Below are 21,361 nucleotides of genomic sequence, written 5' to 3' on the forward strand. Positions count from 1 at the left end.
CTCGCTCCCTTGCCCGGCCCGGTCACGCGACGATTTCGTAGCCGAACTCGCGCGCGGCGTTTTCCAGATACTTCCATACATAGTCCGCGAAGGACCGGTTAGTGTAGAGGTCGACGAACGGCCGGTCGGCATTGCCCGCGACGTAGTGCAGGATGACGTTGGCCTTGCCCAGATGGCTCTGCAGCACCATGCCGGGCCGGAACGCGCGAGGGTGCAGGTCGAGCGGGCAGCCGGCCGCCAGCACGTCGCGCAGAGGCTGGCCTTCCAGGCAGATCGTGGTCATCCGCTCAGACAGGTCGATCACCGCATGATGCAGGCCCCGGCAGGCCTCGCGCAATGCCTGGGCGATCTGCGCCTCGCGGCCGGGCTCGTAGACGATGATCCAGTCGTCCGGGCCGATCCAGAAGGCATGGGCGCCCGAGCCCGACCCGGTCTCGCCCACCCGGCGCGGCAGGGCGAAGCCCAGGACCGGCTCGACCGCGCGGATCACGTCCTCCCCGCCGCGCAGCCCGACCTTGGCCTTGAACGGGCGCTCCAGCATGCGGAGCTGGGCACCCCTGGTCGACGGCCGGTTCTTCAGGTCGAGGTGGCTGGTGCCCGCAATGCGCTCAGCCATGGAGCCGGGCTCCCTCGGGGTCGATGAATACCGGTGCGGTCACCTCGACCTCCGCGGTGCCATCGCCATGGCTGACCCACAGGCGCTGGCCATGGCGCGCCCGCCCGCCCGAGAGCAGGGCCAGCGCGAAGCTGCGGCCGAGACTGGCCGAATGGTAGCTGGAGGTGACATGGCCGATCATCTTCGCCGGCAGCTTCGGCTTCGGGCTCTCGACGATCTGGGCGCCCTCGCCCGGCACCAGCTTCGGGTCGACCGGCAGGAGGCCCACCAGCTGCTTGCGGTCAGGGCTTAGCATGTCGGGCCGGCTGAGCGAGCGCTTGCCCAGGAAATCCTTCTGCTTCGATACGGCCCAGTCCATGCCCAGGTCCTGCGGCGTCACGGTGCCGTCCGTTTCCTGGCCGACGATGATGTAGCCTTTCTCGGCGCGCAGCACGTGCATCGCCTCGGTGCCATACGGGGTGATGCCGAACGGCTGGCCGGCACGATGGAGCGCGTCGGTGACGATCTCGCCATAGGAGGCCGGCACGTTCACCTCGAAGCCGAGCTCGCCCGTGAAGCTGATCCGGAAGATCCTGGCCGGGATGCCCGCGACCTCGGCTTCGGTCATCGACAGATGCGGCAGGGCTTCCTTGGAGATGTCGCCCCGGGTCAGCACCGCCTGGAGCACGTCGCGGGCCTTGGGCCCCTGCAAGGCGATCACCGCCCACTGCTCGGTGACCGAGGTAAGGTAGACCTGGAGCTCCGGCCACTCGGTCTGCAGCCAGCTCTCCAGCCAGGCCAGCACGCCGGCAGCCCCGCCGGTGGTGGTGGTCATGTGGAAATGCTGCTCGCCGATCCGGGTGGTCACCCCATCGTCGAACACCATGCCGTCCTCGCGCAGCATCAGGCCGTAGCGGCACTTGCCGATGCCGAGCTTGGACCAGGCGTTGGTGTAGATGCGGTTCAGAAACTCCGCGCCGTCTTTGCCCTGGATGTCGATCTTGCCGAGCGTGGTCGCGTCGAACATGCCGACGGCATTGCGCACTGCCCGGCACTCGCGCTCCACCGCCGCGTGCATGTCCTCGCCCGGCTTCGGAAAGTACCAGGCCCGCTTCCACAGGCCGACGTCCTCGAACACCGCACCCTGCCGCTCGGCCCAGCCATGCATCGGCGTGCGCCGGACCGGGTCGAACAGGTCGCCCCTGCTGGGCCCGGCGAAGGCGCCGAAGGTCGTGGGCGTGTAGGGCGGGCGGAAGGTGGTGGTGCCGATCTCCGGGATCGGCCGGGACAGGTTCTCGGCCACGATCGCCAGCCCGGTGACGTTGCTGGTCTTGCCCTGGTCGGTCGCCATGCCGTTGGTGGTGTAGCGCTTGACGTGCTCGATCGAACGGAAGCCCTCGCGGTTGGCGAGCTTCAGGTCCTTGGCCGTCACGTCGTTCTGGAAGTCGACCCAGGCGCGCTGCCCGGCCCGATCGCCCTCCAGCAGCCAGACCGGCTGGTGCGGGCCTAAGACCGGCTCCCGCACGGCAGGTGCCGGCGTGGGATGGGCCTCGAAGCCGGCCGCCACGGCCGCCTCGGTGCCGGCGGCAAGGCCCTCGACCAGGGCCTCTGCCAGGGTCCACGAGCCCCGGCAGGCACCGGCCGAGCGCTCTTCCTGCATGCCCTCCCCGGGCACGAAGGCGGCCAGGCCCTCGTCCCAGCGGAGCTTGCCGCGGCTCTGGCTGAACAGGTGCACGGTCGGGTTCCAGCCGCCGCACATCAGCACGGCGTCGCAGGACAGGGCCTGGACCCGGCCCATGATCGGCCGCCCAGCTTCGTCCAGCGCCTGGACATGAAGCTGCGCAACCCGGAACCGGCCCTGGCTGCCGACGGGGCCCTGGCCCCGCAGGATGGTGATCCCGGCGGTCTGCGCGTGGACCACCCGCTCGCCGATCGGCGTGTGGCGCTGGTCGACCACCGTGACCTTCGCCCCGGCACCCTGGAGGTCCAGGGCCGCGTCATAGGCGCTGTCGTCGCTGGTGCAGACCACGACCTCACGGCCGACCAGCACGCCGAACCGGTTCAGGTAGGTGCGCGCGGCGCTCGCCAGCATGATGCCCGGCCGGTCGTTGTCCGGGAACACCAGCGGGCGCTCGATGGCGCCGGTCGCCAGCACCACCTGCTTCGCCCGCACCCGCCACAGACGCTGGCGCGGCAGGTCCGGCGGCGGGTCGGCCAGATGGTCGGTGACCTTCTCCAGCAGGCCCAGATAGTTGTGGTCGTAATAGCCAAAGCAGGTCGTGCGGGTGAGCACGGTCAGCTCCGGATGCTGACCTAGCTCGGCCTTGGCCCGCTCCAGCCAGGCGTCCGGCGCCACCTCGTCGACCGTGATCCCCCGGCCGCTCTCGCTCAGCAGCGAGCCGCCGACCTCCGGCTGCTCGTCGCACAGGATCACCCGGGCGCCGGTGCGCGCCGCCGCCAGTGCTGCGGCCAGCCCGGCCGGGCCCGCCCCCACCACCAGCACGTCGGTCCAGACATGGCGGTGCAGGTAGCGGTCGGGATCCGGTGCCGTCGGCGCCTTGCCCAGCCCGGCGGCTGCACGGATGCGTGGCTCGTACACCTTCGTCCAGAAGGCGGCCGGCCACTTGAAGGTCTTGTAGTAGAAGCCTGCGGGCAGGAAGTGGGCGAGCCGGTCGTTCACTGCGTTGCGGTCGTAGCGCAGCGAGCCCTTGCGGTTCTGGCTCTCGGCCACCAGCCCGTCGAACAGCTCGATCTGGGTCGCCTTGAAGTTCGGGTCGGTGCGCCCGCCGCCCATCTCCAGCTGGACCAGCCCGTTCGGCTCCTCCGAGCCTGCCGACAGGAAGCCGCGCGGCCGATGGTACTTGAACGAGCGGCCGACCAGATGGACGCCATTGGCGAGCAGGGCCGAGGCCAGCGTATCGCCGGGATGGCCCTCGTAGCGCTTGCCGTCGAAGGTGAAGCGGATGGTGCGGCTCCGGTCGATCCGCCCGCCCTGCGCGATGCGCGCCTTCTGGCTCATCGGCCCGCCTCGTCCGGCTGCTCGCCCGCTGGATGGAAGCTCAGGAACCGGTCGGTCACCGTGTCCCGCACCGCCGTGAACCAGCGCCCGCAGCCCTGGGCGTGGCACCAGCGCTCGTGGAAGCGGCCCTTGGGGTTCTGCCGGGTGAAGACATAGCCGGTCCAGGCGCCGTCGCTCAGCGCCGCCGGATCACGCGGCCGCACGATGCCGGCCTCGCCGCCATTGCGGAACTCGGTCTCGGCGCGCGGGCCGCAATGGGGGCAGGTGATCAGGAGCATGGGGTGGGGCTCTTGGGGGAAGGCTGGCGTGCGGTGGTGGATCCCCCGCCTGCGCGGGGGATGACGGAAAAGGGGCGGGGGATGACGGGAAAGAGGCGAGACATGCCACATGAGGAGCGAGGGATGGCAGGCGAGTATCGGGAGGCGGGAGAGTGCAGCCAGGAGCGGCCAAGCACCCTCATGTCATCCCCCGGCTTGACCGGGGGATCAACTGCCGAAGCATTCGCGCGATGCGCGAATACCACGTCTACATCCTCGCCAATTCGAAGCGCGGCACGCTCTATATCGGCGTGACCGGCGACCTGGAGCGGCGGATGGCGGAGCATCGCGGCATGGTGACCGACAGCTTCACGCGGCGCTATGGCGTGATAAGGCTTGTCCACGTCGAAGCGTTCGCGCATCCGGAGGATGCGATCCGGCGGGAGAAGCGGCTGAAGAAGTGGCCGCGCGACTGGAAGATCAAGCTGGTCGAGGCTACGAACCCGGAATGGATGGACTTGGCGGCAGGCTGACGTGCGGCCGTTGATCCCCCGCCTGCGCGGGGGATGACGAAAAGTCGAGGGAAGCCGCGCAACGCGCGCCATCCACACCATCAATGCGCCACCGCCGCCGCCGCCGCCTCGTCGATCAGCCGGCCGTTGACGAACCGGTCCAGCGTGAACGGCGCGTTGATCGGATGCGGCTCGCCGTGCGCCAGGGTGTGGGCGAAGACGTGGCCGGAGCCGGGGGTGGCCTTGAAGCCGCCGGTCCCCCAGCCGCAATTGATGAAGAAATTATCTACCGGCGTCCTGCCGATGATCGGCGAGCGGTCGGGCGTGACGTCGACGATGCCGGCCCAGGAGCGCAGCATCCGCATCCGGGAGAAGATCGGGAACAGCTCCAGGATCGCCTCCAGCGTGTGCTCGATGATCTGCATCCCGCCGCGCTGGGCATAGGAGATGTACTGGTCGGTGCCCGCCCCGATCACCAGCTCGCCCTTGTCGGACTGGCTGATATAGGCGTGGATCGTGTTGCTCATCACGACGCACGGAAAGGCCGGCTTGACCGGCTCGGACACCAGCGCCTGGAGCGGAAAGCTTTCCAGCGGCAGCTCGATCCCGGCCATGCCCGCCACCACCGAGGAATGGCCGGCCGCCACGCAGCCGATCCGGCCAGCGGCGATGTAGCCGCGGCTGGTCTCCACCCCCACCGCCCGGCCGCCTTCCACCCGGATGCCGGTCACCTCGCAGTTCTGGATGATGTCGACGCCCAGGCGATCGGCACCGCGCGCATAGCCCCAGGCGACCGCATCGTGCCGGGCGGTCCCGCCGCGCCGCTGCAGGGCGGCACCCATCACCGGGTAGCGGATGTCCTTCGACAGGTTGAGCTGCGGGCAGAAGGCCTTGGCCTCCTCGGCCGTCAGTAGCTCGTTGTCCACGCCGTTCAGCCGGTTGGCGTGGACGGTACGCCGCGCGATCTGCAGGTCGTGGGTGTTGTGCGCCAGCATGAGCACGCCGCGCTGGCTGAACATCACGTTGTAGTTCAGTTCGGCCGAGAGCCCTTCCCAGAGCTGCATTGCATGGTCGTAGAGGGCGGCACTCTCGTCGTAGAGATAGTTGGAGCGGCAGATCGTGGTGTTGCGCCCGGTATTGCCGCCGCCCAGCCAGCCGCGCTCCAGCACCGCGACGTTGGTCACCTTGTGGACCTTGGCGAGGTAGTAGGCCGTTGCCAGGCCGTGGCCGCCCCCGCCGATGATCACGACGTCATAGCCCCGCTTGGGTTCGGGGCTGCGCCAGTAGGCCGGCCAGTTGGCGTGGCCGGACAGGGCGTTCCTCGCCAGCGAGAAGATCGAGAAGCGGGTCATGCTCGGGTCATGCTGGTGGTCCGGCCGGTGCGGGGCCTTGAGCGCGGAGGAGTAGCGGCAGGGATCGGCTGCCGTCTAGCGGCACGGCGGCCGGCAGCCACGGCGAAAGCGACACCCGCTACCTGCTGCGGCGGGATGTCACACCAGCCCTCCGAAGGCGCCTGCGGCGGCCTTCCGGTGCGAGGCAAGCTTGTGTCGCAAACACGAAACTGCCACCGTGGGAGATCGGCCGGACTTCCCCTTGCGCCAGAAGGGTCAGGATGAGCGAGCAGACCCGGAGTCAACCGGAGATCGTGGCGTTTCTGCTGGTTCCGAGCTTCACGATGATCGCGTTCGCGGCGGCGCTGGAGCCATTGCGGATCGCCAACCGGATGTCGGGAAAAGAGCTGTACCGCTGGGTGATCCTGAGCAAGGACGGCCAGCCGGTGGCCTCCTCCGTGGGCATCGAGACGGCAGTCGACCTGCCCATGGGCAAGTTCGAGATCCCGGCCAGCCAGCCGCCCACCATCGTGGTCTGCGGCGGGCTGCATTCCGAGCGCTACCAGGACAAGGAGGTGCTGGCCTGGCTGCGCTGGGCCGACCGGCGCGGTGCCCAGATCGGCTCGATCTGTGCCGGCGCCCACATCCTGGGCCGGGCCGGGCTGCTGGAGGGCTATCGCTGCACCATCCACTGGGAGAACATCCCGGGCTTCGTCGAGGCCTTCCCCGACATCAACGTCACCGCCGACCTGTTCGAGATCGACCGCAACCGCTTCACCTGTGCCGGTGGCACGGCGGCACTCGACCTGATGCTGCAGAAGATCACTACGGCGCATGGCGACGAGCTGGCGGCGCGCGTGTCCGAGCAGTGCATCCTGGACCGGGTGCGCAGTGCCGACGACCGCCAGCGCATGCCGATCCGGGTGCGCCTGGGCGTCCATCATCCCAAGCTGATCCTGGCGATCGAGCTGATGGAGGCGAATGTCGAAGAGCCGCTGGGTCAGGACCAGCTCGCCAAATATGTCGGCATGTCGCGCCGCCAGCTCGAGCGCCTGTTCAAGAAGCATCTCGGCCGCACGCCGGCGCAGTATTATCTGGAGCTGCGCCTGGAGCGCGCCCGCCACCTGCTCTACCAGACCGACCTGCCGATCATGAACGTGGCCTGCGCCTGCGGCTTCGTGTCCGCCTCGCATTTCTCGACCTGTTACCGGCAGATGTACGGCAAGACGCCCAGGCAGGAGCGCCTGGCGGCGGCGTGAGCCCTTGGAGACATGACATGAGATGGCTGCCGGCAGCCCTGCTCCTCCTGCTGGCGCTGCCGGCGGGAGCCGCCGAGCGCACCGTCGCGGTGTTCGACTTCGAGCTGATCGACACGAGCCTGGATGGCGAACTCGAAGGGGCCGACCCGGCCGAGGCCGCCAGGCTGCACCGGCTGGCGCCGCAGCTGCGCGATGCGATCGCGGACATGCCGGGCTTCACCCTGATCGACGTGACACCGGTCCAGGCGGCGGCCAGCGAACGCTCGCTCAACAGTTGCGCCAAGTGCGCCATCGACCTGGCGCGGGAGCTGGGCGCCGACATCGTCGTCACCGGCACGGTGCAGAAGGTCTCGAACCTGATCCTCAACATCAACGCCCGCGGCCAGGAGGTCGAAACCGGCCAGGTCGTGGCCGGCGGCAGCGTCGACATCCGCGGCAACAATGACGAGATGTGGGAGCGCGGCGGGCGGGCGCTGTGGAAGAACCGGCTGCGGCAGCAGTTCGAGGCGCTGGAGTGATGCCCCAACCAGCGGGGCGCAGGCCCGCCGGCTAGGCCTTGGCCCCCTTCACCCCTCCCCCCAGCGCCGGCTCGGCATCGGGATCGAGCGGCCAGCGTGCCCGCGCCCTCGTATCCAGCGGGTCGGTCTGACCCAGGCGCAGCCGCTCGATGCCCGCCCAGGCGATCATGGTGCCGTTGTCGGTGCACAGCCGGGGCGGCGGGACGACCAGCCGGCTGCCGGTCCGCCCGGCCAGCGCCTGGAGGGCTGCGCGCAGTGCCGCGTTCGCGGCCACGCCGCCGGCCACCACCAGGGTCGGCTGGACACCTGGATGGTGCGCGCGGAACATCTTCAGCGCGTGGCGGGTGCGGTCGGCGACGCTGTCCGCGACCGCCGCCTGGAAGCTCGCGCAGATGTCGGGCACGGCTGCACGCGCGTCCGGCCCTAGCGACAGGATCGTCTGGCGCACCGCCGTCTTGAGGCCGCTGAACGAGAAGGCGCAGCCCGGCCGGCCCAGCATCGGCCGGGGGAAGTCGAACCGCGCGGGATCGCCTTCTGCTGCCGCCCGCTCCACCGCCGGCCCGCCCGGAAAGCCCAGGCCCAGCATCTTGGCGACCTTGTCGAACGCCTCGCCCAGGGCGTCGTCGACGGTGCTGCCGAGCCGCCGGTAGCTGCCGACCCCGTTCACTTCGACCAGCTGGCAGTGGCCGCCCGAGACCAGCAGCAGGAGGTAGGGAAAGGCCACGTCGTCGGTAAGCCGGGCGGTCAGCGCATGGGCTTCCAGATGGTTGACCGCCACCAGGGGCAGGCCGTGGACCAGGCAGATCGCCTTGGCGGTGGTGAGCCCGACCAGCAGACCGCCGATCAGGCCAGGCCCGGCCGTGGCGGCCACCGCGGCCACCTCGCTAAAGCCCAGGCCCGCCTCGTCCATCACCTTGCGGACCAGCCGGTCCAGGCTCTCGACATGGGCGCGCGCGGCGATCTCCGGCACCACTCCGCCATAGAGCGCGTGCTCCTCGACCTGGGTGCGCACCGCCTCGGCTAGGATCCGGCGATCCTCGTCCACCAGCGCCACCCCGGTCTCGTCGCACGATGTCTCGATCCCGAGAACGACCCTTGCCAAAAAGAAGCACTCCAGCCACGCCTTCAGGCGCCGTCCGTTACGTCCTAGAAGAGATCATGACCAGCCCGATCCGGCTCAATATCGGTACGCGCGGCTCGCCCCTGGCGCTCGCTCAGGCGGAGATTGTCCGCGCCGCCCTGTTCCAGGCCTGGCCGGACCTTGCGATCGAGGACGCCGTCACCATCAAGGTGATCAAGACCACTGGCGACAAGATTCAGGACCGCACGCTGGCCGAACTCGGCGGCAAAGGCCTGTTCACCAAGGAGATCGAGGAGGCGCTCTACGCGGAGGAGATCGACCTCGCCGTCCACTCGATGAAGGACATGCCGACCGTCCTGCCGGACGGGCTGGCGATCCTGGCCGTGCTGCCGCGCGCGGACGTGCGCGACCTGCTGATCGGGCCCTATGGCGGCCTGGAGAGCATCCCGCCGGATGCGGTGGTCGGCACGGCCTCCCTGCGCCGCCAGGCCCAGCTCCTGGCGCACCGCCCGGACCTCCAGGTCGTGCCGCTGCGCGGCAACGTGCAGACCCGGCTGGCCAAGCTCGCGCGCGGCGACGTGGCCGCGACCTTCCTGGCCAAGGCCGGGCTGGACCGGATGGGGATGCACGACGTCCCGTCCGTGCCGCTCGAGCCGGATGTCATGCTGCCGGCGGTGGCCCAGGGCGCGATCGGCATCGAGGCGCGCCTGGACGACCGGCGGGTGGCCGAGCTTCTGGCGCCGCTGGACGACCTCATGACCCATGCCTGCATCCGCGCCGAGCGGGCGATGCTCCAGGTGCTGGACGGCTCCTGCCGCACGCCGATCGCCGGGCTGGCCCGGCAGCTGGCCGACGGGCGGCTGCGGCTGGACGGGCTGGTCGCCTCGCCGGATGGGCGACGAGTGGCGCGGACGGGTGCGGAAGGCAGCGACCCCCTGACGCTCGGCAACGAGGTCGGCCAGGAACTGCTGGCCCGGCAGGGGGCATGACCGCTCCCTGCCTGCTGCTGACCCGGCCGCGCGCGGATTCGGTGCGGCTGGCAGCACTCCTGCAGGCCAGGGGCTGGCGCAGCCTGGTCGACCCGCTCCTGGAGATCCAGCCGCTGCCGGTGGCGCTGCCCGACCTCGAGGGGGTCCAGGCGGTGCTGCTGACCAGCCGCCATGCCGCACCGGCACTGACTGCCCTGCCCCGCCCGCTGCCGGTCCATTGCGTGGGCGGGGCCACCGCGAACGCAGCCCGCACCTTGACCACGGCACCCGTGTTCGCCGGGCCGGGCGATGCGGTGAGCATGGCCCGGCAGCTTACCACGACGCTCCGGCCGGTGGATGGCGCACTCCTGCACCTGGCCGGTGCGGAGCATCGCCCGGAGCTGAAGGCCGGGCTGGAAGCGGCCGGCTTCACCCTGATCCAGCGGATCGTCTATCGCGCCCTGCCCGCGCCGGGCCTGATGACGGACACCCGCCAGGCACTGGCCGAGGGGGCGGTCCAGGCCGTGCTCCTGTTCTCGCCACGCACCGCCAGCCTGTTCGCGACGCTCAGCCAGGACCTGGACCTGTCCCGCACCGAGGCGCTGTGCCTGTCGGCCAATGTCGCGGCCGCCTTGCCCGCCGAGCGGCTGCGGCGTGTCCGGGTCGCCACGCGGCCCGAGGAAGCGGCCCTGCTCGACCTGCTTGAAGCCCCAGCGCCCGAATGATAGCCCCATCCTGCCTTGAGCGGCGCCCCGTCGCCTCGAGGCAGGAACGGCATGCACCTAGTGCCCGTTCATTGCATGATCGAGCAGCCTTTCGACTATCGACGCCCCGGGAAGAGACATGGCCGACGTGATCGACAGCACCGCCGAGGAGATGAAGCCCGGAGCGGCGGCCTCCAGGCCCGGTGGTTACCGGCGGCTGACGGCAGCACTGGTGGGCGGCGTGATCGGCGGCGCCCTGGTGCTGGTAGGCGGCTTTCTGTTCCTGCCGGACTATGTGCAGGGCCGGATCGAGGCTGCCGTGGCGGACCTGCGGCCGTCCGATGAGGCCGAGCAGCGCATCGTGGCGCTGGAGCAGCGGACCCATACCCTGGCGGGCCTAGACGACCGGGCGCAGGAGCTGACCCAGCAGATCGATGCGGTGCAGGCGAGCGTGGCCGAGCTCGGCGGCAGGCTGGAGCAGGCGACCGACCAGGCCCAACAGCAGGAAGGCACGGTCGGCACGCTGCAGAGCACCCAGCAGGAACTGGCCAGCCGGGTGGCGGAGCTGGAGGGGCGCCCGGTGCCCGAGGTCCCGGATCTGGGGCCGCTCCATGCGCAGATCGAGAACGCGACCAAGGACGTCCAGGACCTGCGCGCGTTCGGCGAGCAGTTGGCCGCGCGGGTGAGCGAGGCCACCAGCACCACGGACGCCACCTTGCGGCGGGTCGACACGCTGACCACCGCCCAGGCCGAGGCCGACCGCCGCGCCACCGAGCGCGCCCAGGCGCTGGCCGACCGGATGACCGCGGCCGAGACCGCGATGAGCGCCAGGTTCGCCGACCTGAACCAGGCCGAGGCGACCCTGTCTTCGCTGCAGTCGACCCTGGCCAGCCAGGCCAGCCAGATCGCGGCGCTGGAGGCAGGGGCCAGCGATCTTGAAAGCCAGGCGCAGCAAGGCATCGCCGCGGTCGGCGACAAGATCGGTGCGCTTGAGCAGCGGGTGGACGAACGGCTGGCCCAGGACAGCCGTGGGGCCGCAACCGCGCTGGCGCTGAGCGAGCTGAACGACGCGCTGGCGGACGGCTCCGCCTTCCCCACCGCCCAGGCGGTGCTGGAGAAGAGTTCCGCCGACGACGCCACCATCGCGAGTGCTGCCGAGAAGCTCCGCCCGAGCGCTGCCACGGGTGTGCCGACCCGGGCGGCCCTGCTGGAGCAGCTGGGCGAGCTGGACCGGGTGGCGGCCGCCGCCAGCTCGGACGACTGGGTGGAGCAGACCCGCAGCAACATTCTGGGCCTAGTCACGGTCAAGCGGCGCGACGGCACGGTGGTGAACGGCGGCGAGGACGAGGAGGGCAACAGCGCGCAGCAGAAGCTGGCCGCCGGCGACCTCGCCGGCGCCATCGCGGCGGTCGAGGCGCGCAGCGACAAGGACGAGCCGGAGGTGGCGGCCTGGCTGCAGCGGGCGAAGGCGCGGGCCGACGCCGAGGCGGCCGCGGAACTGCTGCGCCAACATCTGGGCGAGCTGCTGGTGCGGCCGAGCTGACCGGCCCGCCCGGGCAGCCCTTCCCCTCGCCGCCTCCGTCGCATCGAAGAAAAAGCGTCCCATGGTCCGCCTGCTCATCTTTCTCGTCGTCGCCCTCCTGATCGCGTCGGGTGCCGCCTGGCTGGCGGACCATCCCGGCAGCGCCACGATCGACATCGGCGACGCCGTGATCGAGATGCGGCTGGGCATGCTCGTGCTGGGCATCGCCATCGCAGCGCTGGTGCTGGCGATCCTGATCGAGATCTATCGCTGGCTGACCCACGCCCCTGGCCGCTATCGCGGCTGGCGCCGGCGCTCGCGCGAGCTGCGCGGCTGGCAGGAACTGTCCATGGGGCTGGTCGCGGCGGCGGCGGGCGACCCCTCCGGGCTGCGCGGCCATGCCCGCCAGGCGATGAAGCTGATCCCGACCAACCCGGCGGTGCGCGTCCTCACTGCGCAGACCGCGCTCCTGGAAGGGCGCGAGGACGTGGCCGAGGCGCAGTACAAGGAGATGCTGGACGACCCGGCGACCGAGCTCCTGGCGATCCGCGGCCTCCTGACCAGTGCCATGCGCCGGCAGAACTATGACGAGGCGTTGGACTATCTGGGCCTGGCCCGGCGCAAGCATGCCGCCGCCCCCTGGGTGATCCAGACCTCCTTCGACCTGTTCACCCGTACCGGGCGCTGGCGCGACGCCATCACCATGCTGGAGGACATGCAGCGCCTGCGCCTGCTCGAGCCGGCGCTGATCACCCGGCGCCGCGCGGTGCTCCTGCACATGCTGGCGGTGGACGCGGTGGAGCACGACAAGCTGCGCGAGGCGATCCGCGAAGGTCGCAAGGCCACCGACCTCCAGCCGGGCTTCGTGCCGGCGGCGCTGGTCACCTCGGACGTGGCACGCCGGCTGGGCAAGTCCACGGAAGCACGCAAGATCCTGGAGCGCAGCTGGGGGGCCGGCCCGCACCCGCTGATCGCCCAGGCCTATGCCGGCCTGGTCCCGAACGAGACGCCGGCGGAGAAGCTCACCCGCTGCCAGCGCCTGCTCGACCTGCAGCCCAACCATGTCGAGGCCCATGTCTCGCTGGCCGAGCTGGCGATCAGCGCGCAGGACTGGAACCGGGCACGCGAGCTCCTGGAACGCGCTCTGCAGCTGGAGCCCACCGCCCGGGTGTTCCGCCTGATGGCCGAGGTCGAGCGTGCCTCCGGCGCCTCGGCCGAGCGGGTCCAGGAATGGCTGACCCGGGCGGTCGACGCGGCCCCCGACCCGGCCTGGGTCTGCGAGAGCACCGGCGCCGTCCTGTCCCAGTGGCAGGCCTTCGGCCCGAACGGCCAGTTCGACACGCTGCGCTGGACCACCCCGCCCAAGGTGTCGGCCCTGGCCGGCCTCTCCGAGCCGCCCGGGCCCATGCTGATCCTGAGCGAGTCCGACCGGGTCCAGCCGGCCACCTGACCCCATCCGGCACCTGCCAGAAGACCCGTCAGAAGGATTGACGCTGCCCCCGCCGCCGTCTACCAACCGCTCTGCCGGGGCCGCCTTAGCTCAGTTGGTAGAGCGGCGCATTCGTAATGCGTAGGTCGGGTGTTCGAGTCACCCAGGCGGCACCAGCTCTCTCTCTCCTCCTCATCCGCCATGACGGCGACCGGGCTCATCAGTGTCGCCGTTGCCCTGTGCTTGCGGTTGCGCCCCCCTTCCCCTACGCGCCGAAGCGTTCGTCGGTCATCTCGCTGACTTTGACGGGCACGCCTTCCTTGGCGGAGCAGATCGCGGCCATGGTGGTCCTGATGGCGCGGTGGCCGTCCTCGCCGCCGTAGCGTGGCCGCCTGCCGGCGATGAGCGCGTCGACGAATTCCCGGATCTGGTTGGCATGCGCGCGGCTGTAGTAGGACACTTCCGACTGCCAGATGTCGTCGCCGCCTTCATCGAAGCGGAAGGTTTCGGTCCGCCCATTGCGCCGATGCAGAACGAGGTGGACATCCTGGCCGTCCCACTTCAGGCCTCTGCCGCCTTCGCCCAGCACCTCGACCATGCCCTTGTCGCCGATGAGGCTGAGCGTGAAGCCGTATAGCGGGTCGTATTTGTTGTTGAGCGGCTCGGCACGCATCCAGATGCCGGTGCAGGCGGGATCGTCATAGGTCCAGGTAATGATCGGGATGTCGCCCGCTGCTTCCGGCCGGTAGATGTTCATGTCGGCCTGCCCGCCTTCCACGGCCGCGTTCTGCCAGTCGATCTGCGACCTCAGCGCGTAGACTTGCTCGATGCGGGCATCGTTCATCAGATACTCGGCGGTCGCGAAGAAGTGGACGCAGTGGTCGAACATCCACGGGAAGCCGGCGCCGCCCGCCTTGCTGCTGTCCATGCGCCAGCCGCGATGGAGTTCCGTCACCGGCCGGCCGGTCTCCAGTGCGCCGGGATGCTCGACCCAGGCGCCGAAGCGCTGGCGGATCTGCTGCGGCTTGCCGATCTCTCCAGCTTCCACGAGTTCGCGCACCTTCATGATCGACGTCATGAAGATGTAGGATTCGCCGACCATGAGCGTCACGCCGGCCGCGTCCGCCGCGCGGCAGACCTGCTCGCCTTCGGCCAGCGTCAGGCAGAACGGCTTTTCGCACAGGATGTTCTTGCCGGCCTGGGCGGCCGCCAGCGCCATGGGCGCATGGAGGATCGTCGGCGTGGTGATGTCGACGGTGTTGATCTCACCGTCCTTCAGCATCTCCTCGTAGGAGAGATAATATCTGGGGATGCCGTATTGCTCGCACATCTCTCTGGCGCGAGCCTCGTCGAGATCACAGACGGCCGTGACCTCGGCATCGGGGTGAGCCTGGTAGCCCTTGATGTGGGAAGCGGACACCAGCCCGAGGCCGACAATACCTACCCTGACCTTATCCATCGGCATCTACCTCTCCTCCCTGGATTGTTCTGTTGACGGCCACTGGCGGTTGCGACGCCATGCTGTCGCCAATAGACCGGCACAGCAACGCAGTCGGCATGGTGATTTGATTTGCCGCGTCCTATCGGGTGAGTCACAGTCCCGGCGCCTCTGGGAGACGCTCATGGCGGCTCCGGCAGTGGTGCGCGCGCCGACAGTACTTTTCCAGGACGGTTCCCATGTCTGAGCTCGATCAGGTCCTGGCCCGGATCGATGCCGATCTGGCTCCGGCACTGGACCGGCTGTTCACGGTCCTGCGCATTCGCTCGATCTCCACCGATCCCGCCTATGCCGCCGAGTGCCGTGCCTGTGCCGAATGGCATGCGGTCGACCTGCGCGCGATCGGCTTCGACGCGGATGTGCGCACTACGCCGGGGCACCCGATGGTCGTGGGCCATGACCGGGCCGCGAGCGGGCCGTCCGCCCTGTTCTATGGCCACTACGACGTACAGCCGGTCGATCCGTTGGAACTGTGGGAGCACGATCCGTTCGAGCCGTTCATCGAGACGCGGGCGGACGGCACGAAGGCGATCCGCGGCCGCGGGACTTCGGGCGACAAGGGCCAGCTCATGACCTTCGTCGAGGCCTGCCGGGCCTGGAAGGTCGTGACCGGCCGGCTGCCGATCCCGGTGTCGATCCTGCTGGAGGGCGAGGAGGAATCGGGCGGGACGAACCTGCCGGCCTTCCTCCAGGCCCATGCGGCCGAGCTGAAGGCCGATATCGGCCTGATCTGCGACACCAGCATGTGGGACCGGCAGACCCCGGCGATCACCACCATGCTGCGCGGCCTGTGCGGCGAGGAGGTGACCATCCACGCCGCCGACCGCGACCTCCACTCCGGCTTCTACGGCTCGGCGGCCGCCAACCCGAACCGGGTGCTGGCCCGGATCATCGCCGACCTGCACGACGCGAACGGCCGGGTCACCATCCCGAACTTCTACCACGGCGTGCCGGAACTGCCGGCGACACTGCGCGAGCAATGGGACGCCCTGCCTTCGACCCCGCCAGGTTCCTGGGCGATGTCGGCCTGTCCGTGCCGGCCGGCGAGCGGGACCGCAGCGTGCTGGAGATGGTCTGGTCCAGGCCCACCTGCGAGATCAACGGCATGGGCGGCGGCTACCAGGGGGCGGGCTTCAAGACGGTGATCCCGGCTCAGGCGTCAGCCAAGATCTCGTTCCGCCTGGTGTTCGACCAGGACCCTCATGCGATCCGCCGGGAGTTCCGCCGGTTCGTGCAGGAACGCCTGCCCGCCGACTGCCGGGCCGAGTTCATCGAGCATGGTTCGAGCCGGGCGATCCGCTTCCCGATCGAGGCCGCTGCCTTCGGCAAGGCGCGCGACGCACTCGCGGCGGAATGGGGCCGGCCCGCCTTCTTCATCGGCGGGGGCGGCTCGATCCCGGTGACCCATCAGCTCAAGCAGACGCTTGGCATGGACGTGATCCTGGCCGGCTTCGGGCTGGAGGACGACCGCATCCATAGCCCCAACGAGAAATACGAGCTGGAAAGCTTCCGCCGCGGGATCCGCTCCTGGGCGAGAGTGCTGGACGCACTCGCTCGCTAGCCGGCTCCGGCTGCCACCGCCATCGTGATCCCCTGCTCCAGACAAAGGGGCGCCGTCATGAGCCAGGTGGACGCAGGCAAGGCGCCGCTGATGCAGCGGTTGCTGGACGTCGTCGAACGGGTGGGCAACCGGGTGCCGCATCCGGTCATGATCTTCGTGATCCTGATCGGCATCGTCATCCTGCTCTCGCAGATCCTCTACTGGATCGGGGCTTCCGTCTCCTACCAGGTGATCAACCCCTACACGGACCAGATCGAGTATCGCACGACGACGGCCCGCGGCCTGCTGAGCGTCGACGGCGTCCGGTTCATGTTCACGGGCGTGGTCCAGAACTTCATGAACTTCAACGCGGTTGGCGTGATCATCGTCGCCATGGTGGGCGTAGGTGTCGCCGAAAGCACCGGACTGATCGGTGCTCTGATCCGCAAGCTCGTGGTGGTGGCGCCACCGGCGGCCCTGACCTATCTCCTGGTGCTGGTCGGCATCCTGTCCAGCATCGCCGCCGATGCCGGCTACCTCGTCCTGATCCCGCTCGCGGCGGCGGCGTTCGTGAGTGTCGGGCGGCATCCGCTGGCCGGGTTGGCTGCCGCGTTCGCGGCGGTGGCCGCGGCCTTCCTGGTCAACATCCTGATCACGCCCACGGACGGCATCCTCACCGAGATCACCAACGACGCGATCCACCTGGTCGACCCGCATATCTCGATCGACCTGACCGCCAATGTCTGGTTCTCGATCGCCTCGGTGATCATGCTGACGGAGGTGATCACGCTCGTCACCGAGCGGATGATCGAGCCGCGTCTCGGCCCCTATCGCGACGACTACCGGGTCGAGGAAGGCAACGGCCTGTCGGTCGACGAATATCGCGGCCTGCGCCATGCACTCTACGGCCTGATCGGGGTGATCCTGTTCGTGGGCATCCTCACTCTGCCACCAGGCGCACCGCCAAGCTGGACACGCTCTGGCTCCTGATCGGCTTCGTGATTGTGGTCCTGCTCCTGGACTTCCTGATCACCGGAGCGATCGCCAAATGGGCGATCTTCGTGCCGCTGCTGATGCGGCTCGACGTCGAGCCGGAAGCCGTGCTCGCCGCCTATCGGGTCGGCGATTCCCCGGTCAACGTGATCACGCCGCTCAACGCCTATTTCGCGATGATCGTGACCTTCGCCCAGAAGTACCAGCCCGATTCCGGCGTCGGCACGGTGATCGCGCTGATGCTGCCCTATGTCATCGTGCTCAGCCTGCTCTGGACGCTGCTCCTGGTCGCCTGGCACCTGCTCGGCCTGCCCTGGGGCCTCTGACCGTTGCACCCGGCACGTTCCGCCAGCCTGGAGGATGACGCCCGATGACCGTCGATCTCGTCATCGTGCTGGCCCTGCTCGTGGCGGCCATCGCCATGTTCGTGCTCGACCGGCCGCGCATGGACGCGGTCGGCCTGATCGTGATCGTGGCACTGCCGCTGTTCGGCGTGATCACGGTGCCGGAGGCACTGGCCGGCTTCAGCGACCCGAACATCGTCCTGATCGCCGCCTTGTTCGTGATCGGCGAGGGCCTGGTGCGCACCGGCGTGGCGCGCGGGGTAGGCGACTGGCTGCACCGGGCCGCCGGCAGCGACGAGACCCGGCTGCTCGTGCTGCTGATGGGGTCGGTAGCACTCCTGGGTGCGGTGATGAGCTCGACCGCGGTGGTCGCGATCTTCATCCCGGTGGTGCTGCGCATCGCGCAGAATACCCGCATCTCGCCCAGCCGGCTGATGATGCGGCTCAGCTTCGCCACCCTGATCAGCGGCATGCTGACCCTGGTCGCGACCACGCCCAACCTAGTGATCAGCTCGGAGCTGGTGCGGCAGAGCCATGCCGGCTTCGGCTTCTTCAGCATCACGCCGATCGGGCTGCCGGTGCTGGTCCTGGGCGTGGGCTACATGCTGTTCGCGCGCCGCTGGCTGCCCGGCGGCACCGAGGCTGGCGGCGCCCGGAGCCGCGGCCGAGCCCATCGGGTGGAGGTCGGGCGGCACTCCCCGCTCGCCGGGTTGCGGCTGGACGAGGCGGCGCTCCGCCAGAAGGGCATCAATCTCCTGGCGATCGAGCGGCGCAACGGCATGGGCAGGAACGTGCTGCGCCCGACCGGCCGCAGCGAGATCCGGGCGGGCGACGTCCTGCTGGTCGACGCGCGCATCCCGGTCGAGGAGACCGAGGCCCTGCTGCAGCGCCACGACCTGACCCAGGTGCCGTTGCGCACCGGCGCCGGCTACCTGACCGACGGCTCGCAGGAGCTGGGCATGGTCGAGGTGATCGTCCCGGCCGAATCGACCCTGCTCGGCCAGACCGTCCTCCAGGCGCAGTTGCGCCGCGAATACGGGCTCACCGTCATCGGCCTGCGCCGGGGCCGCGAGGTGGTCCGTGACGACTTCCTCAACGAGAAGCTCGGGGTCGGCGACATGCTCCTGCTGGTGGGCTTCTGGACCGACATCAAGCGCCTGCAATCGACCAGCGACGACCTGGTCGTGCTGAACCTGCCGGCCGACATCGACAACGTCCTGCCCGGCGGGACCAAGGCGCCGCACGTACTGGTCATCCTGGCGCTGGTGGTGGCGCTCATGGTCAGCGGGGTGATCCCGAACGTTCAGGCGGCGCTGATCGGCTGCCTGCTGATGGGGCTGACCGGCTGCATCGACTTTGCCAGCTCCTATCGGTCGATCGACATGAAGACGCTGATCCTGATCGTCGACATGCTGCCCTTCTCGATCGCCCTGCAACGCACCGGCGGCGTCGATCTGGCCGCCTACGGCCTGACGTCGCTGGTGGGCAGGGCTTCGCCGCGGCTGGTGCTGGCGGTGCTGTTCGTCGTCACCTCGGGCCTTGGCCTGTTCATCTCGAACACCGCCACGGCCGTGCTGATGGCGCCCGTGGCCATCACGGTCACGAACGATCTCGGCATGTCGCCCTACCCGTTCGCCATGACCGTGGCGGTGGCGGCCTCGACCGCGTTCATGACGCCGATCTCGTCGCCCGTGGACACGCTGGTGGTCGGCCCCGGCAACTATGGGTTCGGCGACTTCGTGCGGATCGGCGTGCCGTTCAGCCTGGTCGTCCTGTTGGTCAGTGTGCTGCTGATCCCGGTCTTCCTGCCGCTGCACTGAGACGAGCCGCCACGCGTGCCCGGGCGCCGGCCATTCCCAAGACGACGCGCTGCCGCTAGCTGTGCAAGCTCCCTAACAGGAGGTGAATCATGGCCAGCATCGACCGGTCCGGCACGTTCCCGCTCGGGCGGCGCCAGGTGAAGCGAATGGGCTACGGTGCGATGCAGCTCGCCGGGCCCGGCGTGTTCGGCCCGCCCCGCGATCACGACGCGGCCCTGGCGGTGCTGCGCGAAGCGGTGGCCCAGGGCGTCGACCACATCGACACCAGCGACTTCTATGGCCCGCACATCACCAACCGGCTGATCCGCGAGGCGCTGGCCCCTTATCCCGACGATCTCGTCATCGTGACCAAGATCGGTGCCCGGCGTGACGACAAGGGTGCCTGGCTGCCGGCCTTCGCACCCGACCAACTGAAGCAGGCGGTGCACGACAATTTGCGCAACCTCGGGCTGGACGTGCTGGACGTGGTCAACCTGCGCCTGATGTTCAGCGCGCACGGGCCCGCGGAAGGCTCGATCGAGGCGCCGCTCACCGTGCTGGCCGAGTTGCAGCAGCAGGGCCTGATCCGGCATCTGGGCCTGAGCAACGCCACGGCGGCGCAGGTCGCCGAAGGCCAACGGATCGCCCCGATCGTCTGCGTGCAGAACGAGTACAACCTGGCGCACCGCACCGACGACCCGCTGATCGATGCGCTGGCGAAGGAGGGCATCGCCTACGTGCCGTTCTTCCCGCTGGGCGGGTTCACCCCGCTGCAGTCCACGGTCCTGTCCGACGTGGCGGCCAAGCTCGGCGCCACGCCCATGCAGACCGCGCTTGCCTGGCTGCTGCGCCGCTCGCCCAACATCCTGCTGATCCCGGGCACCTCGTCGCTGGCCCATCTGCGCGAGAACCTGGCAGCGGCCGAGCTCGACCTGCCGGAGGACGCGCTGGCGGCGCTGGAAGGCGTCGGGCGCAGCGGGACCGGCTGACCCTGCCACACCAGACCTTTGCGTGACGGACAAGGGACTGCGATGCTGCGTCCCCCGTGGCGGCGAACCGGCCGCCACGTCGGCAATGATCTGGGAGGAACGACGGATGGCCCGCCTCACTGCGAAGGATTTTCCGCAGGAGCTGCTGGAACTCTACGATTATTACGCCCACGGTAGGATTACCAAGCGCGAGTTCCTGGAGCGTGCCGGCAGCTTTGCCGTGGGCGGGCTGACCGCGGCCGGGATCCTGGCCTCGCTCAGCCCGAACTACGCGCTGGCTCAGCAGGTCGAGTTCACCGATCCCGACGTCCTGCCCGAGTACATCACCTATCCCTCGCCCAATGGCCATGGCGAGGTGCGCGGCTACCTGGTCCTGCCCGCGGGTGCCAGCGGCCCGGTGCCGGGTGTGGTGGTGGTGCACGAGAACCGGGGGCTCAACCCCTATATCGAGGACGTGGCACGCCGGGTCGCCAAGGCCGGCTTCATCGCGCTGGCCCCGGACGGGCTGACCTCGATGGGCGGCTATCCCGGCAATGACGAGAAGGGCCGCGAATTGCAGCAGCAGGTCGATCCGACCAAGCTGATGAACGACTTCTTCGCCGCGGTCGAGTTCCTGATGGCGGACGAGCGGGTCGGCAAGGTCGGCATCACCGGCTTCTGCTATGGCGGGGGCGTGGCCAATGCCGCGGCAGTGGCGTTCCCTGAGCTCGGTGCCGCGGTGCCGTTCTATGGCCGTCAGGCCAAGGCCGAGGACGTGCCGCGGATCCAGGCCCCGATCCTGCTCCACTATGCCGAGCTGGACGAGCGCATCAACGCAGGCTGGCCCGCCTACGAGGAAGCGCTGAAAGTCGCGGGCAAGACCTACGAGGCCCATATCTACCCGGGCGTCAACCACGGCTTCCACAACGATTCGACGCCGCGCTACGACGAGGCGGCGGCCAAGGTCGCCTGGGAGCGCACGATCGACTGGTTCAACCGCCACCTCGGCGCCGGCTGAGGTCCA

General features: G+C 69.4%; 16 protein-coding genes, 1 tRNA gene and 2 pseudogenes. 13 read left to right on the top strand and 6 right to left on the bottom strand.

What is annotated here, in order from left to right:
* Positions 1-22: 22 nt before the first annotated feature.
* Genes HLA95_RS22270 through HLA95_RS22280 form a run of 3 tightly spaced genes read right to left on the bottom strand, consistent with a single transcriptional unit; the run spans position 23 to position 3,892 of the window.
* Entirely contained in the window at positions 23-616 is a 594-nt protein-coding gene (locus HLA95_RS22270; protein WP_191059571.1) for a sarcosine oxidase subunit gamma, read from the bottom strand.
* On the bottom strand, positions 609-3,614 hold the full coding sequence (locus HLA95_RS22275) for a sarcosine oxidase subunit alpha (protein WP_222184568.1): 3,006 nt from the start codon (positions 3,612-3,614) through the stop codon (positions 609-611). The genes HLA95_RS22270 and HLA95_RS22275 overlap by 8 nt, the downstream gene beginning before the upstream one ends.
* Positions 3,611-3,892 carry a sarcosine oxidase subunit delta gene (locus tag HLA95_RS22280; protein WP_191060915.1) on the bottom strand — a complete coding sequence of 94 codons (282 nt, stop codon included), beginning with the start codon at positions 3,890-3,892 and terminating at the stop codon, positions 3,611-3,613. Before HLA95_RS22280 ends, HLA95_RS22275 begins: the two co-directional genes overlap by 4 nt.
* A 152-nt stretch (positions 3,893-4,044) precedes the next feature.
* On the opposite strand from HLA95_RS22280, the gene HLA95_RS22285 reads away from it, so the two are divergent.
* A complete protein-coding gene (locus HLA95_RS22285) occupies positions 4,045-4,404 on the top strand; it encodes a GIY-YIG nuclease family protein (protein ID WP_223861627.1) in 360 nt (119 codons plus the stop codon).
* An 80-nt stretch (positions 4,405-4,484) separates the two neighbouring features.
* Here the strand turns inward: HLA95_RS22285 and HLA95_RS22290 are convergent, their stop codons facing one another.
* Complete coding sequence (locus HLA95_RS22290) at positions 4,485-5,735, bottom strand: sarcosine oxidase subunit beta family protein (RefSeq protein ID WP_191060916.1); 1,251 nt, start codon at positions 5,733-5,735, stop codon at positions 4,485-4,487.
* A gap of 260 nt (positions 5,736-5,995) precedes the next feature.
* Between HLA95_RS22290 and HLA95_RS22295 the strand changes: the two genes are divergently transcribed.
* Both HLA95_RS22295 and HLA95_RS22300 read left to right on the top strand, forming a co-directional pair.
* Positions 5,996-6,973 (top strand): GlxA family transcriptional regulator, encoded by a 978-nt coding sequence (locus HLA95_RS22295; RefSeq protein WP_191060917.1) that lies wholly within the window; start codon positions 5,996-5,998, stop codon positions 6,971-6,973.
* A gap of 17 nt (positions 6,974-6,990) precedes the next feature.
* The gene (locus tag HLA95_RS22300) at positions 6,991-7,491 is read left to right on the top strand and encodes a DUF3280 domain-containing protein (RefSeq protein ID WP_191060918.1); all 501 of its coding nucleotides are present in this window, start codon (positions 6,991-6,993) and stop codon (positions 7,489-7,491) included.
* A gap of 31 nt (positions 7,492-7,522) precedes the next feature.
* Here the strand turns inward: HLA95_RS22300 and tsaD are convergent, their stop codons facing one another.
* On the bottom strand, positions 7,523-8,593 hold the full coding sequence (gene tsaD, locus HLA95_RS22305) for a tRNA (adenosine(37)-N6)-threonylcarbamoyltransferase complex transferase subunit TsaD (RefSeq protein ID WP_222184570.1): 1,071 nt from the start codon (positions 8,591-8,593) through the stop codon (positions 7,523-7,525).
* Between the two features lie 56 nt (positions 8,594-8,649).
* On the opposite strand from tsaD, the gene hemC reads away from it, so the two are divergent.
* The 5 genes from hemC to HLA95_RS22330 all read left to right on the top strand — a co-directional run bounded on the left by hemC (position 8,650) and on the right by HLA95_RS22330 (position 13,371).
* Complete coding sequence (gene hemC / locus HLA95_RS22310) at positions 8,650-9,561, top strand: hydroxymethylbilane synthase (protein WP_222184572.1); 912 nt, start codon at positions 8,650-8,652, stop codon at positions 9,559-9,561.
* Entirely contained in the window at positions 9,558-10,265 is a 708-nt protein-coding gene (locus HLA95_RS22315) for a uroporphyrinogen-III synthase (protein WP_191062463.1), read from the top strand. The genes hemC and HLA95_RS22315 overlap by 4 nt, the downstream gene beginning before the upstream one ends.
* A 118-nt stretch (positions 10,266-10,383) precedes the next feature.
* Positions 10,384-11,787, top strand: coding sequence for a coiled-coil domain-containing protein (locus HLA95_RS22320; protein ID WP_222184574.1), 1,404 nt, complete (start codon positions 10,384-10,386; stop codon positions 11,785-11,787).
* Positions 11,788-11,848: 61 nt separating this feature from the next.
* The gene (locus tag HLA95_RS22325) at positions 11,849-13,216 is read left to right on the top strand and encodes a heme biosynthesis protein HemY (protein WP_222184576.1); all 1,368 of its coding nucleotides are present in this window, start codon (positions 11,849-11,851) and stop codon (positions 13,214-13,216) included.
* 79 nt (positions 13,217-13,295) lie between these two features.
* Positions 13,296-13,371, top strand: a tRNA-Thr gene (locus HLA95_RS22330).
* Between the two features lie 89 nt (positions 13,372-13,460).
* Here HLA95_RS22330 and HLA95_RS22335 read toward each other — a convergent pair.
* On the bottom strand, positions 13,461-14,660 hold the full coding sequence (locus HLA95_RS22335; RefSeq protein ID WP_191060347.1) for a Gfo/Idh/MocA family protein: 1,200 nt from the start codon (positions 14,658-14,660) through the stop codon (positions 13,461-13,463).
* A 212-nt stretch (positions 14,661-14,872) separates the two neighbouring features.
* On the opposite strand from HLA95_RS22335, the pseudogene HLA95_RS22340 reads away from it, so the two are divergent.
* From HLA95_RS22340 to yghX, 5 genes and pseudogenes are all read left to right on the top strand, one after another.
* Positions 14,873-16,254: pseudogene (locus tag HLA95_RS22340) on the top strand (M20/M25/M40 family metallo-hydrolase).
* Positions 16,255-16,311: 57 nt separating this feature from the next.
* Positions 16,312-17,552: pseudogene (locus tag HLA95_RS22345) on the top strand (AbgT family transporter).
* Positions 17,553-17,596: 44 nt separating this feature from the next.
* Entirely contained in the window at positions 17,597-19,390 is a 1,794-nt protein-coding gene (locus HLA95_RS22355; RefSeq protein WP_222184581.1) for an SLC13 family permease, read from the top strand.
* 89 nt (positions 19,391-19,479) lie between these two features.
* On the top strand, positions 19,480-20,358 hold the full coding sequence (locus tag HLA95_RS22360) for an aldo/keto reductase family oxidoreductase (protein ID WP_191061002.1): 879 nt from the start codon (positions 19,480-19,482) through the stop codon (positions 20,356-20,358).
* Positions 20,359-20,464: 106 nt separating this feature from the next.
* Positions 20,465-21,355, top strand: coding sequence for a YghX family hydrolase (gene yghX, locus HLA95_RS22365; RefSeq protein ID WP_191061003.1), 891 nt, complete (start codon positions 20,465-20,467; stop codon positions 21,353-21,355).
* Positions 21,356-21,361: the final 6 nt, after the last annotated feature.

This window comes from Geminicoccus harenae, assembly GCF_019800005.1.
In the GTDB taxonomy this organism is placed as follows: domain Bacteria; phylum Pseudomonadota; class Alphaproteobacteria; order Geminicoccales; family Geminicoccaceae; genus Geminicoccus; species Geminicoccus harenae.

Coding starts and splice junctions, on each gene's coding strand:
- HLA95_RS22270 (WP_191059571.1), bottom strand. CDS start 616: ATGGCTGAGCGCATTGCGGGCACCAGCCACCTCGACCTGAAGAACCGG.
- HLA95_RS22275 (WP_222184568.1), bottom strand. CDS start 3,614: ATGAGCCAGAAGGCGCGCATCGCGCAGGGCGGGCGGATCGACCGGAGC.
- HLA95_RS22280 (WP_191060915.1), bottom strand. CDS start 3,892: ATGCTCCTGATCACCTGCCCCCATTGCGGCCCGCGCGCCGAGACCGAG.
- HLA95_RS22290 (WP_191060916.1), bottom strand. CDS start 5,735: ATGACCCGCTTCTCGATCTTCTCGCTGGCGAGGAACGCCCTGTCCGGC.
- HLA95_RS22295 (WP_191060917.1), top strand. CDS start 5,996: ATGAGCGAGCAGACCCGGAGTCAACCGGAGATCGTGGCGTTTCTGCTG.
- HLA95_RS22300 (WP_191060918.1), top strand. CDS start 6,991: ATGAGATGGCTGCCGGCAGCCCTGCTCCTCCTGCTGGCGCTGCCGGCG.
- hemC (WP_222184572.1), top strand. CDS start 8,650: ATGACCAGCCCGATCCGGCTCAATATCGGTACGCGCGGCTCGCCCCTG.
- HLA95_RS22315 (WP_191062463.1), top strand. CDS start 9,558: ATGACCGCTCCCTGCCTGCTGCTGACCCGGCCGCGCGCGGATTCGGTG.
- HLA95_RS22320 (WP_222184574.1), top strand. CDS start 10,384: ATGGCCGACGTGATCGACAGCACCGCCGAGGAGATGAAGCCCGGAGCG.
- HLA95_RS22325 (WP_222184576.1), top strand. CDS start 11,849: ATGGTCCGCCTGCTCATCTTTCTCGTCGTCGCCCTCCTGATCGCGTCG.
- HLA95_RS22335 (WP_191060347.1), bottom strand. CDS start 14,660: ATGCCGATGGATAAGGTCAGGGTAGGTATTGTCGGCCTCGGGCTGGTG.
- HLA95_RS22355 (WP_222184581.1), top strand. CDS start 17,597: ATGACCGTCGATCTCGTCATCGTGCTGGCCCTGCTCGTGGCGGCCATC.
- HLA95_RS22360 (WP_191061002.1), top strand. CDS start 19,480: ATGGCCAGCATCGACCGGTCCGGCACGTTCCCGCTCGGGCGGCGCCAG.
- yghX (WP_191061003.1), top strand. CDS start 20,465: ATGGCCCGCCTCACTGCGAAGGATTTTCCGCAGGAGCTGCTGGAACTC.